The organism is Polaromonas sp. SP1 (genome assembly GCF_003711205.1).
In the GTDB taxonomy this organism is placed as follows: domain Bacteria; phylum Pseudomonadota; class Gammaproteobacteria; order Burkholderiales; family Burkholderiaceae_C; genus Polaromonas.
In genome coordinates this window covers 2,088,669-2,105,472 of the sequence record NZ_CP031013.1, presented here as the reverse complement: position 1 = coordinate 2,105,472, position 16,804 = coordinate 2,088,669, and the positions used below count along the sequence as shown (strand labels likewise).

The following is a 16,804-nucleotide window of genomic DNA, read 5'->3' as shown; positions in this document are numbered from 1 at the left end:
ATTGTTGTTACTCAGATTCAATATATATCGTTTTTCAGAATCTCACAAACCACCTAAAGTTCAGGCTTCTTTCTGCAGATTCACCCCTCGAGGACCCACGATGACCACGGCCACCACCCCCCAAGCCACCATGCCCCCTTTCCACCTCGCCTTCCCGGTGCACGACCTGGCTGCAGCGCGCAAGTTTTATGGTGAGTTGCTCGGGTGTTCGGAAGGACGCAGCTCACCGGAGTGGGTGGACTTCAACTTCTACGGCCACCAGATCGTCGCCCACCTGGCGCCGGACGAATGCGGCCACAAAGAGACCAGCGCGGTTGACGGGCACAACGTGCCGGTGCGCCACTTCGGCGCCATTCTGTCGCTGGAGCAATGGGACACGCTGGCCGCGCGGCTGAAAGCGGGCGGGACCAAGTTTGTGATCGAGCCCTATGTGCGCTTCAAGGGCGAGCCCGGCGAGCAGGCGACGATGTTCTTTCTGGATCCCTCGGGCAACGCGATCGAGTTCAAGGCTTTTGCGTCGCTGGACAACCTCTTTGCCAAGTAAGGCAAAAGGAATAACAAGAGAAACAGGAGCGGGCGCCAGGCCCGCTTTTTTATGCCCGAAAGGCGGTGGTGGCGACAACTGACGACGCGCCAAGCCAGCCTCCTACAGTACGACCGGCCCTGCCCCGGGATGCTGGCGGTTTACCTCGCCACTCTCACACAAAGGCAGAAGCCATGGAAAGTCCCACCGATGCACTCACCATCTCACGGCGGGGTATTCTGATCGCCAGTGCCGCCTCAGCGGCGGTGACCACCATGCCATCAGACGCCTCCGCCGCCCCTTCTTCACCGCTCGCCGCACCCGGCTCCGTACCGCAAGCCCGCGTAACGATTGAAGTCAACGGCACGGCGCACACGCTGGAGCTGGACACGCGCACGACGCTGCTCGATGCCTTGCGTGAGCACCTGCACCTGACGGGCACCAAGAAGGGTTGCGACCACGGCCAGTGCGGCGCCTGCACGGTGTTGCTTGATGGGCAACGGATCAACTCCTGCCTCACGCTGGCCGTGATGCACGAAGGCAGCAAGGTCACCACCGTCGAAGGCCTGGGGACGCTGCAGCGCATGCACCCGATGCAGGCAGCTTTTGTCAAACACGACGGCTACCAGTGCGGCTACTGCACGCCGGGGCAAATCTGCTCGGCCGTCGGCGCGCTCGATGAAATCCGCCGGGGTATCCCGAGCCATGTCAGCGCCGACATCACCGCGCGCCCGCTGCTCTCGCCCGACGAACTTCGCGAGCGCATGAGCGGCAACATCTGCCGCTGCGGCGCCTACTCCAACATCGTGGAAGCGATCACCGAAGCCGCGGGGGTGCAGGCATGAAACCCTTTACCTACGAACGCGCCACCTCGCCGGCGCAAGCCGCCGCGGCGGTGGCGCGCAACCCGGCGGCCAAGTTCATCGCCGGCGGCACCAACCTGCTGGACCTGATGAAGCTGCAGATCGAAGCGCCTGCACACCTGGTCGATGTGAACGGCCTGGCGCTGGACAAGATCGAGGCCACGGCCGAGGGCGGCCTGCGTGTGGGCGCGATGGTGCGCAACACGGCGCTCGCCTCTGACGAGCGCGTGCGGCGCGACTACGGCGTGCTGTCACGCGCGCTGCTCGCCGGTGCCTCAGGCCAGTTGCGCAACAAGGCGACCACCGCGGGCAACCTGCTGCAGCGCACGCGTTGCTCTTATTTCTACGACACCGACCAGCCCTGCAACAAGCGCCAGCCGGGCAGCGGCTGCAGCGCCCTGGGCGGCGTGACGCGGCAGCACGGCATCATCGGCACCAGCCAGTCCTGCATTGCCACCCACCCGAGCGACATGGCGGTTGCCATGCGGGTATTGGACGCCGCGGTCGAAACCGTGCGGCCCGACGGGCGCACGCGCGTCATCCCGATTGCCGACTTTCACCGGCTGCCGGGCAACACGCCGCACATCGAGACCAATCTCGAACCGGGTGAGTTGATCACCGCCGTGACGCTGCCACGCCCTGTTGGCGGCGCCCATATCTACCGCAAGGTGCGCGACCGTGCCTCGTATGCCTTTGCGCTCGTCTCCGTGGCCGCCATCGTGCAGCGCGACGGATCGGGCAAGGTCGCACTGGGCGGCGTGGCGCACAAACCCTGGCGCGTGGAAGCCGCGGAGGCCGCGATGCCGCAAGGCGCGCGGGCGCTGACGCTTGGCTTGATGGCCGGCGCGCAAGTCACCCCTGACAACGCATTCAAACTGCCACTGGTGGAGCGAACCATCGCCGCCGCGCTGGCCCAGGCGAGGAGCGCATCGTGAAGTTCGACACCCCCGCCATCACCAACCCGATTGACCAGCTCAAGGTCATCGGCCAACCCGTCGACCGCATTGACGGCCCGCTGAAAACCACCGGCACCGCACCCTACGCCTACGAACGCCACGACGCCGCGCCCGACGCGGCTTACGGTTATGTCGTCGGCGCCGGCATTGCCAAGGGCCGCATCGCGTCCATGGATGTGCGCGCGGCCCGCACCTCGCCGGGCGTGATCGCCATCGTCACGGCAGACAACGCCGGCAAGCTTGCCAAGGGCAGCATGAACACCGCCAAACTGCTGGGCGGGCCGGAGATCGACCACTACCACCAGGCCGTGGCGCTGGTGGTGGCCAACACCTTCGAGCAGGCGCGCGCCGCCGCGCAGCTGGTGCGCATCACCTACCTGAGCACGCCGGGCAAGTTCAGCCTGGCCTCTGAAAAAGACGGCGCACCGCTGGCCAAGGAGTCCGACTTTGCCGGGCCGCCCGAAACGAAGGTAGGCGATTTCGCCGGCGCCTTCGCCGCAGCGCCTGTGCAGCTGGACGCCACCTACACCACCCCCGACCAGTCGCACGCGATGATGGAGCCGCATGCCTCCACCGCCGCGTGGACGGGCGACAAGCTCACGGTGTGGACGGCCAACCAGATGATCGACTGGGGCGTGGGCGACCTGGCCAAGACGCTGGGCATCCCGAAGGCCAATGTCAGGCTGGTCTCGCCCTTTATTGGCGGCGGCTTTGGCGGCAAGCTTTTTTTGCGTGCCGATGTGCTGCTCGCGGCGCTGGGCGCGCGCGCGGTGGGGCGGCCCGTCAAGGTCGCACTGCAGCGGCCGCTGATGATGAACAACACCACCCACCGGCCGGCCACCATCCAGCGCATACGGCTGGGGGCGGGGCGTGACGGCAAGCTCACCGCCATCGGCCATGACGGCTGGTCAGGCGACCTGCCCGGCGGCGGGCCCGAGACCGCGGTGAACCAGACGCGCCTGCTGTACGCCGGCGCCAACCGCCTCACCAGCACGCGGCTGGCCGTGCTGGACCTGCCCGAAGGCAATGCGATGCGCGCGCCGGGCGAAGCACCCGGCATGATGGCGCTGGAAATCGCGATGGACGAGATGGCCGAAAAGCTCGGGCTGGACCCGGTCGAGTTCCGCATCCTGAATGACACGCAGGTCGACCCTGAAAAACCCGAACGCGCCTTCTCGCAGCGCCAGCTGATCCAGTGCCTGAGAACCGGCGCGCAAACCTTTGGCTGGAGCCGGCGCATCGCCCAACCCGCCCAATTGCGCGAAGGCCGCTGGCTGATCGGCATGGGCGTGGCCTCCGCGTTTCGCAACAACATCACGATGAAGTCCGCTGCGCGCGTGCGGCTGGACAACACCGGCCTCGTCACCGTCGAGACCGACATGACCGATATCGGCACCGGCACCTACACCGTCATTGCGCAGACCGCCGCTGAAGTCATGGGCGTGCCGCTGCAAAAAGTGTTTGTGCGGCTGGGCGACTCCGCGTTTCCGGTGTCGGCCGGCTCCGGCGGGCAATGGGGTGCCAACAGTTCCACCTCGGGCGTGTACGCGGCCTGCATGAAGCTGCGCGAAGCGGTTGCCCAGAAACTGGGCATGGCGCCGGGCGATGCCGCCTTCTCTGACGGCATGGTCAGTGCGGGCGGTCGCAGTGTGCCGCTGGCGGACGCTGCCGGCGCCGCCGGGCTGGTGGTTGAAGACACCATCGAGTTCGGCGACCTGGGCAAAAAATTTCAGCAGTCGACCTTCGGTGCGCACTTTGTGGAAGTCGGCGTGGACCTCTACACCGGCGAGATCCGCGTGCGGCGCATGCTGGCGGTTTGCGCCGCGGGCCGCATCCTCAACCCCAAGAGTGCGCGCAGCCAGGTGATTGGCGCGATGACCATGGGCGTGGGCGCGGCACTGATGGAAGAACTCGCCGTCGACAAACGCCATGGCTTTTTTGTGAACCACGACCTGGCCGGCTATGAAGTGCCGGTGCATGCCGACATTCCGCACCAGGACGTCATCTTCCTGGACGAGACCGACCCGACCTCTTCACCGATGAAGGCCAAGGGCGTCGGTGAGCTGGGCATCTGCGGCGTCGGCGCCGCCGTGGCCAACGCGGTTTACAACGCCACCGGTGCGCGTGTGCGGGAGTACCCGATCACGCTGGACAAGCTGCTGGAGAAACTGCCGGCCGTCGTTTGAGGGGTGAGCTTGCCTGGCCAGCCCCTCAATTGCTATCAAATTAATAGCGATATACCAAGGTACCGTCTGGACTAGAGGGCGATTTGGCTCATAAATCCCGGCAGTTGCCCATCGGGCCGCCAAAGCTGCGTCATGGATGTTGCGATTGGCTTCGCCGTTGCGTCTGAATAGCTGGCGTCAAAGTTGGTGGAGACTACGCAGGCCTTCGAGCCATCAGGCTATTAGTGATCATGGACATTGCGCTCATCCTGTTCGGCGGTCATTCGGCGGCGCGACCACGGCAAAAAGTGCATGAAAAATTTTCCGGAATGATGCGCCTGCCTGGCGTTTCTGAATTTGATCTATTGGTATTAGATTTGTTAACGCTCAACCCTTACAAACGGGAGGATTTCTACAAATAGCACTTACAAAGTTTTCTTTTTATGATCATTGGCACAGAGGGTCTGTCCGCCGCGGAAGTGGGACTGCTGCGAACCATTCTGAAGCTCAGCACGCAGCTGACGGCTGATTGGACTGTGAGCGAAAACGGTTCGTGCCATATTCTCCTGACAACGCACGCCACCGTCGCGCAGCGGGCGCCCGCCGGCAACTTCGTCGTGCCCGTCGTGCGGCGCGGTGAAGGCCAGGGTGGCGAATGCCTTGAGCGGCCTTTCCGCGCGGAAGATTTTGTGGGGCTGCTGCAGCGTATTGGGCCCACACTTATCAAGGCGGATGCGAGTCGTAAGCGCCCGCACGAAGCGATGACGCCGCCCATCGCGCGGCGCGGCCGCCTCAAGCGCTGGCCACCGGCGCAACTGATGGGCGCCAGCCGCGAACGCATCCAGCTGGCGACGATGTTGTCTCGTCGCCCCCGGTCAGCGCGTGAACTGAGCGCAATGGCGGGCTACCCCGAATCGGCCTGCAGCGCCTTCATGCAGGAACTGGACCGTCTCAACCTGCTGAGTTGGGAACCCGATGACCAGGCACCAACGGCCATTGTTGCCGCGGCCCCGGTCACCCATACGCCCGCGCCTGAACGCCAGGACGCCCGATCCCACGGTTTGCTCAGCAGCATCCGCCGCCGCCTGGGCTTGAGCTGGAACAGCCGGAGCGCCGAATGAGGGAATACAAAATCGTTTTCACCGGCACCATGGGCGCCGGCAAAACCACGGCCATTGCCGCCATCAGCGAGACGCCCCCGGTGGTCACCGACGTGGCGAACAACGACGCCTCGCTCGCCAAAGCCAAAACCACGGTGGGGCTGGACTTCGGGCAACTGACGCTGGACACCGGCGACCGGCTGCGACTCTTCGGCACGCCGGGGCAGGCGCGTTTTGACTTCATGTGGCGCATCCTGGCGCAAAACGCGCTCGGCATCATCATCCTGGTCGACAACGCCCGGCCCGATCCCCTGGCCGACCTCGACGCCTACCTCACGGGTTTTGCCGAAGTGCTGGCGCACACGCCCTGCACGGTGGGCGTAGGGCGGATGGACACCCACACACACCCTGACCTGGACGCATTTTCAGCGCGGCTCGCAGCGCACGGGCTGGTGCTGCCGGTGCTGGCGGTCGATGTGCGCCGGCGCGAAGAGGTGGCCTTGCTCATCGACACCCTGCTGTCCCAGCTGGAATCCTCAATAACGGAAAACGAAACCTGATGATCGTGAATGAACAACTGCGCAGCGTGGCCCAAGCGCAGGCGCGCAAAACCCTGGAAGAAATCAATGGCGTGGTGGCCGTGGTGATCGCCACGGCCGACGGCTTCGACATCGCAAGCGCGGTGACGTGCGACATCGACCCGGTGCGTGTGGCCGCGCTGGCGAGCTCCATTTCGGCCATCGGCTCCGTGGTGTCGCAAGAGGCGCGCCTGGGCAAAAACCGCAGCGTCACCATCAATACGGACGCAGGTTTTGCCTTCCTCAGTGCGGTCAACCGCGCGGACCTGGAACTCGTGGTCAACGTCATCGCCAACGAGCACGCCATCCTCGGGCAGGTCGCATGGCACTGCGGCGAATGCGTCAAGGCGCTGGAGGCGGCGTGAACAAGCAGGAGGTTTCGGCAGAACTGGCGAGCATGGCCGAAACGCCGGGTGTTAGCGCCTGCGCGCTGGTCGATTCAGCCACGGGCATGGTGTACCTGTCTGCCGGCAAGCACCCGCAGATCGACGCGATCGCCGAATCGGCGAGCGACTACTGGCGCATGTACGCGCGCAACGGCACCCCGCTTGCCGCACTCGGGCCGCTGCAGGCGATCTCGATGATCCACCGGGACGGCGTACTGAGCCTGATGCCGTGCGGCGAAGGCATCGTGATGGCGACGCTGTCCAGGCGCATGGAGCTGGATCTGGGCGCCTGGCACCGCAGGGTCGGCCAGTTAGGGCGCCTGGCCGGCAAGCGATAAATCAACGGGCGCGGGGACGGTGGCGCGCATGCCAATCCCGTATCCATTTGCATGTCATGCGCGCAAGGACCCACAAGAATGTCATCTATCAAGCTATCTCTCGACGAACTTCTCACCCTGGACGGCGCGCTGTGCGCCGCACTCGTCGATTCCTCCAGCGGCATGATGCTGGGCTTCGCCGGCGCCGGCGTGGACCTGGAAGTGGCCGCCGCCGGCAACACCGAGGTGATGCGCGCCAAGCTCAAGACCATGCGCTCGCTGGGCCTGAACGACGTGATCGAAGACATCCTCATCACGCTGGGCAAGCAATACCACCTGATCCGCCCGCTCTCGCGCAAGGAAGGCGTTTTTATCTATTACGTGCTGGACAAGGCCAAGTCCAACCTGGCGATCGCCCGGCGCAAGATGCAGGACATCGAAAAAAACCTGACGTTTTAAGCCCGCAGTGTTAAGGGCAAGGCGTGTACGGGCATCGCCCGCGCTCGCCGCGCCCGTTTCCGTACCCTCTGCCGTTTGCTATCAGATTAATAGCTATTAGCCTATACGCACATTGGACTAGAGGCCAATTTTATTCATAAGCTTCACCGCAAGCCGGCCTTCACAGCTGCGAGTTGAGCAGCGAGGCCAGCTTCTCGCTGAACTTTTCGCCAAGCGGCCGGTTTTGCCATTCCTGCAAGGTCACGCGGCGGGACTTCTGCAAATCCTGCTCAAACACCTCGGTCTGGCGCGCCGCGAAGGCCGCGTCATAGATATTCAGGTTGGCTTCGTCGTTGAGCCTGAAGGAGCGGGCGTCAAAGTTGGTCGAGCCGACGGAAACCATCAGGCCGTCAACGATCATGACCTTGCAGTGGTACATGCTGGGCTGGAACTCATGGATCTCGACGCCGGCCTCCAGCAGGCTGCCCCAGGTCGCGCGTGACGCGGCGCGCACGGTTTCGGTGTCGATGATGTCGCCGGGCGTGATGAGGCGAACGCGTACACCGCGGCGCACGGCATCCAGCAGGATTTCAATGCTCACCTCATCGGGCACAAAGTAGGCCATCGAGAGGTCAATCGTTTTGGCGGCGGCCGTCAGGGCCAGGTGGTACATCAGCTCGACGTTTTCACTGCCGCTGGTGGGCGAGCTCGAAAACATCTGCGCCAGGCTGTTGCCCGCTGGCTTGATCTCCGGAAAGTAGGGCTCGCCATGCAGCACCTGGCCGCTCACCTTGAGCCAGTTGTCCAAAAAGGTGGACTGCATCTGCGCCACCACCGGCCCTTCGACGCGGTAGTGCGAGTCACGCCAGTGCTCAGCGTCCTGCCCGTTGCCCGTCCATTTGGGGGCGATGCCCACGCCGCCGGTAAAGCCGACCTTGCCGTCCACCACCAGCAGCTTGCGATGCGTGCGGTTGTTGAGTTTGGCCAGGGTGTACCAGGCGGGTTTGTGGAACTTGCGGATGTCGACACCCGCGTCCGCCATCTCCTTGAGCAGGTCGTCGTCCATCTTGGCGCTGCCCACCCAGTCCAGAAGGATATGGACCTTGACGCCGGCCTTGGCCCGTTCAGACAAGGCATCGGCAAACTGCTTGCCGATATCGCCCGACCAGTAGATATAGGTTTCAAATGTGATGGTTTGGGTGGCCGCCTTGATCGCACCCAGCATGGCCGGAAAGATCTGGTCGCCGTTGAGCAGCTCCGCCGCCTGGTTGCCGCCCACAATGCCCGGGCCCAGCAGGCTGCCCATGGCGCGGTGAAACTGCGGGTCGGCCACGCTGTAGTGGCGTGTCAGCTGCTGCCTCACCTTTTTCTCTCCGACTGAAACATTGAGTGCCAGCAAGACCGCGGCCAGCGCCGCGATAAACGTCAGGATGCCTGTCAGCCAGGGGTGCGCGCGGGTTGTCATGGAAGGCGATTGTGCGCACCACCCCGTGCTTGCCGGGTAGGAGCACACGCCAACACGCTGAAGCCAGCGGGCTTGAGGTGGCAGAAGACATCACCGGGCGAGGCAGCTCAGCGCGCCTTTTTCATCTTCACGGAGTTGCAGCCGGTAGCGGATCGCCAGAGATGCTTAAAGCCTAAAGCACTGTGTGATTAATGTCACAAAAATGATGAGCATACTTACGATTTCATTGAAATTTAGGCAGCCTGAACTATATTTATTGCAAACCAAATATTACAAACGACAGATATTTCTGTTTATTTGGTACTTATAAAGTAGTCTTTTATGATCATCGGCGTTGAAGGTTTATCTGCTGCGGAAGTGGGTTTGCTACGGACCATTCTGAAGCTCAGCACCCAGTTGGTGATGGACTGGAGCTTGAGCGAAGAAGGTCCCTGCGACGTGTTGCTGACGGCGTCTACCCTCGAACCTGAGCGGGTCCATGCCGGCCCGCCGGCCCAGATCGTCGTGCCCATCGTGCGGCGCGGTGAAGCCAACGGCCGCGAGTGCCTTGAGCGGCCCTTCAGGGCGGAGGATTTTGTGGCCCTGCTGGGGCGCGTGGGGCCGGCACTGAAACCTGCACCCGTTGTTGCACCGCGCCGCAGTGAAGCGGCCACGGTGCCTTCAGACAGGCGCGGCCGCCTCAAGCGCTGGCCGCCTTCTTACCTGGTGGGCTCCAGCCGCGAGCGGATCCAGCTGGCGACGCTGCTGTCGCGGCGGTCCCGTTCTGCGCGTGAACTGAGCGCGGCCGCCGGGTATCCCGAGTCGGCATGCGGCGCCTTCATGCTGGAGCTTGAAAAGCATGACCTGCTGAGCTGGGAGATCGCCGAGGCGGCATCAGGACACCCGCGGCAAGCGGCCGCCGCGTCCGCCCCGAGGGGTGCGGCCCAGGCCCATGGCGCGCCCGGTCTGCTCAGCAGCATCCGCCGCCGCCTGGGCTTGAGCCGCAACAGCCGGAGCGCCTGATGAGGGAATACAAAATCGTTTTCACCGGCACCATGGGCGCCGGCAAGACCACCGCGATCGCGGCCATCAGCGAAACACCGCCCGTCGTGACCGACGTGGCCAACAACGACACCTCGCTCGCCAAGGCGAAGACAACGGTGGGGCTGGACTTCGGGCAGCTGACGCTGGATACCGGAGACAGGCTGCGCCTCTTCGGAACGCCCGGCCAGGCGCGCTTTGATTTCATGTGGCGCATCCTGGCGCAGAACGCGCTGGGCATCATCATCCTGGTCGACAACTCCAGGCCCGACCCGCTGGCCGACCTCGACGCCTACCTCACAGGCTTTGCCGACGTGCTGGCGCACACGCCCTGCACCGTCGGCGTCGGAAGAATGGACACGCATGCAGAACCCAACCTGGACGCCTATTCGGCCCGGCTGGAGCAGCACGGGCTGGTGCTGCCCGTACTGCCTGTCGATGTGCGCCAGCGCGAGGACGTGGCGCTGCTGATCGACACCTTGCTGTCGCAAATGGAATCCTTGACCGGGAATGAAACAACATGACGATGGTGAATGAGACGGTCCGCAGCGCGGCCGAAGAACAGGCACGCAGGATGCTGGAAGAAGTGAGCGGCGTGGTCGCCGTGGTAGTGGCCACCACCGACGGCTTCGACATCGCCAGCGCCGTGACGCGCGAAATCGACCCGGTGCGTGTAGCCGCGCTGGCCAGCTCGATCTCGGCCATCGGGGCCGTGGTGTCGCAAGAGGCCCGGCTGGGCCGCAGCCGCAGCGTCACCATCAACACGGATGCAGGCTTTGCTTTTCTGAGCGCCGTCAACCGCACGGATGTGGACCTGGTGGTGAACGTCATCGCGAATGAGCACGCCATCCTCGGGCAGGTTGCCTGGCGCGCGGGCGAATTTGCCAGGGCACTGGAGGCCGCGTGAACACCCAGCACATCGCGGCTGAACTGGAGAACATGGCCCTGACGCCAGGCGTCAACGCCTGCGCGCTGGTGGATTCGGCCACCGGCATGGTGTACCTGTCCGCCGGCAAGCACCCGCAGATCGACGCCATCGCCGAGGCGGCGAGCGACTATTGGCGCATGCATGAACGCAGCGGCAGCCCTTTCTCAAAACTCGGGCCGCTGCAGGCCATCTCGATGATCCACCAGGGCGGCGTGCTCAGCCTGATGCCGTGCGGCAAGGGCATTGTGATGGCCACGCTGTCGGCGCGAATGGCGCTGGACACGGGAGACTGGTTCCGCAAGGTCGGCGAACTCGGCCGAATGATCGGCAGATGAATTCAACGGGCACGGGAATGGTGGCGCGCATGCCTTTCCCGTATCCCTTTAAAGAACATGCGCGCCAGGACTTACAAAAAAATGTCAACCATCAAGCAATCTCTCGACGAACTTCTGACCCTTGACGGCGCACTGTGCGCCGCAGTCGTCGACTCCTCCAGCGGCATGATGCTGGGTTCCGCCGGCACCGGGGTAGACCTGGAAGTAGCCGCCGCCGGCAACACGGAAGTGATGCGCGCCAAGCTCAAGACCATGCGCTCACTGGGCCTGAACGACGTGATCGAGGACATCCTCATCACCCTGGGCAAGCAATACCACCTGATCCGCCCGCTCTCACGCAGGGAAGGCGTCTTCATCTATTACGTGCTGGACAAGGCCAAGTCCAACCTGGCCATCGCCCGGCGCAAGATGCAGGACATCGAGAAAGACCTGACGTTCTAATCAAGGCCGTCGTTTGAAGGCAAGGCGCGCATGGGCATCGCTCCCGTGCACGCCGCTGCAGTTTTCGTGCAATTCTTTCATTGCTATTAAATTGGTAGCTATCAGCCCATACACATAATGGGCTTGAGTGTTGAGTTCCGTCGAAATCTGACCCACTTAGCGCAGTAATTTCCATCCAAAACTGACCCACGTAGGCACTACTCCGCTTGTTTTAAAAGCAGAGGGAATTCAGGAGTGATAGACGTGGCGACATTGAATGTCATCAGACGTTGGGCACTGCGCGATCAGGTGTCCATCCGCGAGATCTCAAGGCGTACGGGCCTGGCTCGCAACACAGTGAAGAAGTACCTGCGCTCAGAGGAAACCGAGCCCAGCTACGAAAGACGGGTTAGCTCAAACAAGCTCGATCCCTACGCCGAGAAGCTGGCCACCTGGCCAGGAATCGAGGCAACAAAATCGCGGAAACAGCGGCGCACTTTGAGGCAGATCCACACACTCAGCCCGAAAAGGAGAAGATCAAGAACTTATCCACATCGTGAGCACCTTCTGCTCACAAAGAGTGTGGGTCAAGATTCGATGGAAAACTCGGGTCAGACTTCAGCGGAATTCAACACTTGACCGGATCACTATCGGCCTTGCCTGCTGAGCAATGAGTCAAATAGCAGGCCGCATCGGCCAGCTTCTGTTCGCGCTCTGCGTGGCCTTTTGCCAATTCCTTGATCTTGGCCTTTTCGCTTTCGTGCAGCAGCGCTGACGCTGCCCGTCACGGGCGTGCCGTGGCAGAACGGCGGGATGCACAGGCTCAGCCCGAAGCCGGAAAAACCCGACGCACTGGTTTGGGTGTTTTGCTGTCTTGCTAAACACAACGACTGAAGGCCAAGCGTAAAGCGTCTCCGACAACAGCTTCGGAACTATTTGCCGGAATGAATACATTCTCAATGCCATCATCTTTTTCCCGACCCCAACCTTCCAGCTTCTGATGGCGCATTGGGCATATCTCCATCGTTCCATCAGCTACGTTCACCGTGATGGTGCAACACGCCATTTTCTTAAAGAGTGCGTTCCTGGATTTGTAGCCATGTTTGGTTATGAGCGCTTGAACCCAAGCTTCATAAGACTGCTGGTTTTTTCTATAGTCGAAGAAATCGTCCAGCTCTGCCAAAGTCAAGAATCGGCTATGCAACAACGCATCCAGTAGAGCCGAACCCAATGAGTTTGCATCTGCATTCGGATCAAGTGTGTGTTGCTTACCGTTTTCGTCGCGACTACTCCCTCGATACCCCGAATATGTTTCGATGAGATAGAAATCGCCGTTGAATAAAGCCGAAGCCCATTTTTTTTCTGTGACGTCGTTCATGCTAGTTCACCGCGGTTATGACAACTTTGATACCCATATTTTTTCCATACTGAATTGCCAGCCCATACAGGTATTGGGCTGGAGGCCAATTTTGCTTATAAACCGGGCAGCTCGGCCTCAAAGCGATCCAGCTCTTCAGCGATCGTTCCGCGGCTGTCGAAATCCCGCTGCGCCTGGCCGTACCAGTACTCGGCATTGCCCAGGTCGCCCTCTTCAATATGCAGGATGCCGTGCAGCCAGGCGCCCAGCAGCGATTCATCACTCTGCACAACAACGTGCGCCTCGTTCCAGCGCCCCGCGCGCATGTGGGCCAGGGCTTGGCGAAGATCGGCCATGGGCTGCTCCTTGAATTGCTTTGGATTGCTTTGGATTGCTTTGGATTGAATCAAACCAGATGGAATTGAATATATCGCCTGCGGCACGGCCCGTTGCGCCAGGGGATTTAGCCCGAGGAGTCGTGCCGGCAGGCATGACTTAAAGTGTGAGCCATGAACCTCCCTGCACCGCCGGCACCTATCCGTCACCTGGTGATTGTTTTGGGAGACCAGCTCGATCAGGCCTCGTCAGCCCTTGAAGATTTTGACGTTGGCCAGGATGTCGTCTGGATGGCGGAAGTGGAGGCGGAATCCACCCATGTGTGGTCTTCCAGGCAACGCATTGCCTTGTTCCTGAGCGCCATGCGGCATTTCGCGCAATGGTTGAGCTCACAGGCTTATGCGGTCAGCTACACCGGGCTGGACGACCTAGGCAACCTGGGCGCGCTGGATCTTGAACTGGCCCACGCCATTGACCGCCTGCAACCGCAGGCCTTGGTCATGTGCGCACCTGGCGACTGGCGGGTACTTCAGCTCATCAAGTCTGTCGCGTCCACAAAAAAGTTGCCCCTGGCACTGCGCGATGACCGGCATTTTTTCAGCACGGTGCGGGAGTTTGCCGCGCATGCCGCCCAACGCAAGCAGCTTCGCCTCGAATACTGGTACCGGGAGCTGCGGCAAAAGCACGGCATTCTGATGCAGGGCGATAAACCCCTCGGTGACCAGTGGAACTTTGATGCGGACAACCGCAAATCCTTTGGCAAGGCGGGGCCGCCGCAGCTCACCCCACCTACCCGCTTTGCCCCCGACGCAACCACGCGGGAGGTGATGGCGCTGGTCAACCGAAAATTCTCCGGCCACCCCGGCAAGCTTGAAGCGTTTGGCTGGCCCGTGACACGGGAAGAAGCGCTGGTCGCCCTGCGGGAGTTCATCGCCCAGCGCCTGCCCCTCTTCGGAGACTACGAAGACGCCATGTGGTCGGGCGAGGCCTGGCTCTATCACTCGCACCTGAGCAGCGCGCTGAACCTCAAGCTGCTGGGCGCCAGGGAAGTGGTGGCGGCTGCAGAAGAGGCTTTGCGCCTCGGCCTGGCGCCTCTTGCAGCGGTGGAAGGTTTTATCCGGCAGATACTGGGCTGGCGCGAATACGTGCGCGGCATCTACTGGACGCAGATGCCCGGCTATCTTGAGAGAAATGCACTGGGTGCGCAGCGTGCGCTCCCCGGTTGGTACTGGACGGGCGAAACCAGCATGGCCTGTCTGCGCGACGTGATCACCCAGACGCTGGAGCACGGCTACGCGCACCATATCCAGCGATTGATGGTGGCCGGCCTCTATGCCCTGCTGCTGGGGGTGGACCCGAAAGCAGTTCACGGCTGGTACCTCAGCGTCTATGTGGATGCTGTGGAATGGGTGGAGCTGCCGAACACGCTGGGCATGAGCCAGTTTGGCGACGGCGGCCTGATGGCGAGCAAGCCGTATGTGGCAAGCGGCAAATACATTCAGCGCATGAGCAACTACTGCAAAGGCTGCCAATACGACCCGGCCGAATCCACCGGCCCCAAAGCCTGCCCGTACACCACGCTGTATTGGGACTTTTTGATGCGGCATGAAAAGCTGCTCGAGAAAAACCAGCGCATGGCCATGCAGCTGAAGAACCTGTCCCGGATGGATGCCACGGCCAGGCAAGCCATCCAGGAGGCGGCCGACCATCACCGGCAGGCCAATTTGCGACCCGGCAACTGATACGGGCCCGATTGAATCGAAACAATTAGCTGCGTGGCACATTGCGCTGCGCTGCAGAGCCGCGGTGCAGGGCCGGAGCGCGTGCGATGCTTTCAGGCTTGCCACCGGCAGGCGCATGCTGCGCCATCAACTCAGCGATCCACTCAATGAACACCCGCAGCTTGGCGCTGACGTGCCGGTTCAGCGGAAAGGCCTCTACGGCTTGTAGTTCGAAATCAAGGTGATTGCGAAGCTGCCCGCAGGCCTGTGCAGGCGGGCGGGCAAACCGCCGCCGAATTGCTAGACCAGCTGCAAAACCTGCGATAGCGGGCGCCGCGGTTTTTGCGGCCAGTTTTCAGGTGCGGCAACACCCACCGCGACCAGCAGCGCGGGGACTTCTTCCGCCGCCAGCCCGAACTCGCGCGACACCGCTTCGGCATCAAAACCGATCATGGGCGCCGAACCCAGGCCCATGGCCTGCGCCGCATACATCAGCGTGCCGGCGCCCAGGGCCGCAGAGCGGATCGCCTCGTCGCGCTGGCGCTGCGGTTGCTCGAAGTACAGGCTTGCGGCAGCGCCTTGCCAGCCGGGCACCATCGCCGCGGGCATGAATCCGGCGTCCACAGACGGTGCGAGCCTGTCCGGCAAGGTCTGGGCGTTGGGCAACTGGCCGCACACAATAAAAGTGACCGCGGCGTCCGTCACCTTGGCCTGGTCCCATGCGAGCTTACGCAGCCGCGCCTTGGCCTCGGCCGTGCGCACGGCAATGAATCGCCAGTTCTGCAGGTTGAAGGAGGTCGGCGCCTTGGTGGCCAGGCGGATGAGCTCCTGGATCTGCGCGTCGTCGATGCTTTGCGATGCATCGAACAGATTGGTGGTGCGGCGCTCTTCGATGGCCTGGATAAAGCTGGAGGGGTTGAAGGGGTGAGTCATGGCTATTCCTTTTTTGGACGAAAGAATCCCCGCCTTGCCGGTCGCGGCAAGGCTCAAGGATGGACGGATGGATGAATGCGGCGGGCTGCCGCGAGCGGGTGGACCGGGGGCTAGACCACGGTGTCCACAACACCGCCGTCGACCCGAAGCGCTGCGCCCGTCGTAGCGGACGCCTGCTCGGAGCTGGCGTAGAGGATCATGTTGGCCACTTCCTCGACACGGGCCGCGCGCCGGATGATGGAAGAGCTTCTGTGGGTGTTGACGAAATCGGCCGCGACCTTCTCAAGGCTCTGGCCGGTGCGCTCCACATCGGCCTTGAGCATGTCGGCCACGCCCTCGGAAAGTGTGGGGCCGGGCAGCACGGCATTGACCGTGACGCCTGTTCCGGCCAGGCGTTTGGCCAGGCCGCGCGACACCGCCAGCTGGGCGGTTTTGGTGAAACCGTAATGGATCATGTCTGCGGGAATGTTGACGCCCGACTCCGACGAGATAAAAACAATCCGCCCCCAGCCGCGCCGCGCCATGCCGGGCCCATAGGCCCTGGACAGCTGCACGCCCGACATGACGTTGACCTCAAAGAACCGCCGCCATTCGCTGTTGGGCGTTTCGAAAAAGTCCTGCGGCCCGAATATGCCGAGGTTGTTGATCAGGATGTCGAAGTCCGGGTACTGGGTCACCAGCCGCGCGCAGGCCGCTTCATCGCTCAGGTCGCCGGCAAAACCCTCGACCTTGCCCGCTGCTCCGCCCAGTTGTGCGATGGCGGCGGCCACGCTCTTGTCGCTGCGCCCGTTGATGACGACATTCGCCCCTGCCGCCAGAAAGCCTTTGGCAGTGGCAAAGCCGATGCCGCTGGTTGAGCCGGTAATCAGAACCCGGCGTCCCGTGAAGTCGATGATCATGAAAGCTCCTTGCGCGTGTTCCTGTGATGGGCTCTACTGTGAATCATTTGCCGTTCATTGATAA

Annotated in this window: 21 protein-coding genes and 1 pseudogene; 17 read left to right on the top strand and 5 right to left on the bottom strand. The window is 62.5% G+C overall.

Translation table 11 applies throughout. The features are described from left to right. Positions 1–100 precede the first annotated feature (100 nt). The 10 genes from DT070_RS09965 to DT070_RS09925 all read left to right on the top strand — a co-directional run bounded on the left by DT070_RS09965 (position 101) and on the right by DT070_RS09925 (position 7,347). Positions 101–544: a VOC family protein gene (locus tag DT070_RS09965; protein ID WP_194965934.1), complete on the top strand. Its 444-nt coding sequence runs from the start codon at positions 101–103 to the stop codon at positions 542–544. A gap of 173 nt (positions 545–717) precedes the next feature. Then, positions 718–1,368, top strand: a complete 651-nt coding sequence (gene paoA / locus DT070_RS09960; RefSeq protein ID WP_122955253.1) for an aldehyde dehydrogenase iron-sulfur subunit PaoA — start codon at positions 718–720, stop codon at positions 1,366–1,368. Then, positions 1,365–2,321 carry a xanthine dehydrogenase family protein subunit M gene (locus tag DT070_RS09955; RefSeq protein ID WP_122955252.1) on the top strand — a complete coding sequence of 319 codons (957 nt, stop codon included), beginning with the start codon at positions 1,365–1,367 and terminating at the stop codon, positions 2,319–2,321. Before paoA ends, DT070_RS09955 begins: the two co-directional genes overlap by 4 nt. Continuing rightward, positions 2,318–4,528, top strand: a complete 2,211-nt coding sequence (gene paoC, locus DT070_RS09950) for an aldehyde oxidoreductase molybdenum-binding subunit PaoC (RefSeq protein WP_122955251.1) — start codon at positions 2,318–2,320, stop codon at positions 4,526–4,528. Before DT070_RS09955 ends, paoC begins: the two co-directional genes overlap by 4 nt. Before the next feature lie 230 nt (positions 4,529–4,758). Next, complete coding sequence (locus tag DT070_RS21300) at positions 4,759–4,929, top strand: hypothetical protein (protein WP_153976401.1); 171 nt, start codon at positions 4,759–4,761, stop codon at positions 4,927–4,929. A 21-nt stretch (positions 4,930–4,950) separates the two neighbouring features. Further along, on the top strand, positions 4,951–5,628 hold the full coding sequence (locus DT070_RS09945; RefSeq protein ID WP_122955250.1) for a hypothetical protein: 678 nt from the start codon (positions 4,951–4,953) through the stop codon (positions 5,626–5,628). After that, positions 5,625–6,167, top strand: a complete 543-nt coding sequence (locus DT070_RS09940; protein WP_122955249.1) for an ATP/GTP-binding protein — start codon at positions 5,625–5,627, stop codon at positions 6,165–6,167. Before DT070_RS09945 ends, DT070_RS09940 begins: the two co-directional genes overlap by 4 nt. Further along, on the top strand, positions 6,167–6,550 hold the full coding sequence (locus tag DT070_RS09935; protein WP_122955248.1) for a roadblock/LC7 domain-containing protein: 384 nt from the start codon (positions 6,167–6,169) through the stop codon (positions 6,548–6,550). The genes DT070_RS09940 and DT070_RS09935 overlap by 1 nt, the downstream gene beginning before the upstream one ends. Continuing rightward, positions 6,547–6,909: a hypothetical protein gene (locus DT070_RS09930; RefSeq protein WP_122955247.1), complete on the top strand. Its 363-nt coding sequence runs from the start codon at positions 6,547–6,549 to the stop codon at positions 6,907–6,909. The genes DT070_RS09935 and DT070_RS09930 overlap by 4 nt, the downstream gene beginning before the upstream one ends. A 78-nt stretch (positions 6,910–6,987) precedes the next feature. Further along, on the top strand, positions 6,988–7,347 hold the full coding sequence (locus tag DT070_RS09925; RefSeq protein WP_122955246.1) for a hypothetical protein: 360 nt from the start codon (positions 6,988–6,990) through the stop codon (positions 7,345–7,347). A 160-nt stretch (positions 7,348–7,507) separates the two neighbouring features. Here the strand turns inward: DT070_RS09925 and DT070_RS09920 are convergent, their stop codons facing one another. Then, positions 7,508–8,791: a phosphatidylserine/phosphatidylglycerophosphate/cardiolipin synthase family protein gene (locus tag DT070_RS09920; protein WP_122955245.1), complete on the bottom strand. Its 1,284-nt coding sequence runs from the start codon at positions 8,789–8,791 to the stop codon at positions 7,508–7,510. 321 nt (positions 8,792–9,112) lie between these two features. Between DT070_RS09920 and DT070_RS09915 the strand changes: the two genes are divergently transcribed. The 6 genes and pseudogenes from DT070_RS09915 to DT070_RS09890 form a co-directional block, all read left to right on the top strand. Beyond that, complete coding sequence (locus DT070_RS09915; protein ID WP_122955244.1) at positions 9,113–9,793, top strand: hypothetical protein; 681 nt, start codon at positions 9,113–9,115, stop codon at positions 9,791–9,793. Next, positions 9,793–10,335 (top strand): ATP/GTP-binding protein, encoded by a 543-nt coding sequence (locus DT070_RS09910; RefSeq protein ID WP_122955243.1) that lies wholly within the window; start codon positions 9,793–9,795, stop codon positions 10,333–10,335. The genes DT070_RS09915 and DT070_RS09910 overlap by 1 nt, the downstream gene beginning before the upstream one ends. After that, entirely contained in the window at positions 10,332–10,718 is a 387-nt protein-coding gene (locus tag DT070_RS09905) for a roadblock/LC7 domain-containing protein (protein WP_122955242.1), read from the top strand. The genes DT070_RS09910 and DT070_RS09905 overlap by 4 nt, the downstream gene beginning before the upstream one ends. Further along, on the top strand, positions 10,715–11,074 hold the full coding sequence (locus DT070_RS09900; protein WP_122955241.1) for a hypothetical protein: 360 nt from the start codon (positions 10,715–10,717) through the stop codon (positions 11,072–11,074). Before DT070_RS09905 ends, DT070_RS09900 begins: the two co-directional genes overlap by 4 nt. An 81-nt stretch (positions 11,075–11,155) precedes the next feature. Then, complete coding sequence (locus tag DT070_RS09895) at positions 11,156–11,515, top strand: hypothetical protein (protein WP_122957343.1); 360 nt, start codon at positions 11,156–11,158, stop codon at positions 11,513–11,515. Positions 11,516–11,749: 234 nt separating this feature from the next. Then, positions 11,750–12,007, top strand: a pseudogene (locus DT070_RS09890) (IS21 family transposase); the annotation flags it as partial. A gap of 364 nt (positions 12,008–12,371) precedes the next feature. Here the strand turns inward: DT070_RS09890 and DT070_RS09885 are convergent. Both DT070_RS09885 and DT070_RS09880 read right to left on the bottom strand, forming a co-directional pair. Continuing rightward, the gene (locus tag DT070_RS09885) at positions 12,372–12,872 is read right to left on the bottom strand and encodes a contact-dependent growth inhibition system immunity protein (protein WP_122955240.1); all 501 of its coding nucleotides are present in this window, start codon (positions 12,870–12,872) and stop codon (positions 12,372–12,374) included. A 95-nt stretch (positions 12,873–12,967) separates the two neighbouring features. Continuing rightward, entirely contained in the window at positions 12,968–13,207 is a 240-nt protein-coding gene (locus DT070_RS09880) for a hypothetical protein (protein WP_122955239.1), read from the bottom strand. Between the two features lie 153 nt (positions 13,208–13,360). Here DT070_RS09880 and DT070_RS09875 point away from each other — a divergent pair, with 153 nt between their 5' ends. Next, complete coding sequence (locus DT070_RS09875) at positions 13,361–14,929, top strand: cryptochrome/photolyase family protein (protein ID WP_122955238.1); 1,569 nt, start codon at positions 13,361–13,363, stop codon at positions 14,927–14,929. A 279-nt stretch (positions 14,930–15,208) separates the two neighbouring features. Here the strand turns inward: DT070_RS09875 and DT070_RS09870 are convergent, their stop codons facing one another. Beyond that, positions 15,209–15,841 (bottom strand): nitroreductase family protein, encoded by a 633-nt coding sequence (locus DT070_RS09870; protein WP_122955237.1) that lies wholly within the window; start codon positions 15,839–15,841, stop codon positions 15,209–15,211. A gap of 110 nt (positions 15,842–15,951) precedes the next feature. After that, a complete protein-coding gene (locus tag DT070_RS09865; RefSeq protein ID WP_122955236.1) occupies positions 15,952–16,740 on the bottom strand; it encodes an SDR family NAD(P)-dependent oxidoreductase in 789 nt (262 codons plus the stop codon). Between the last annotated feature and the right edge of the window lie 64 nt (positions 16,741–16,804).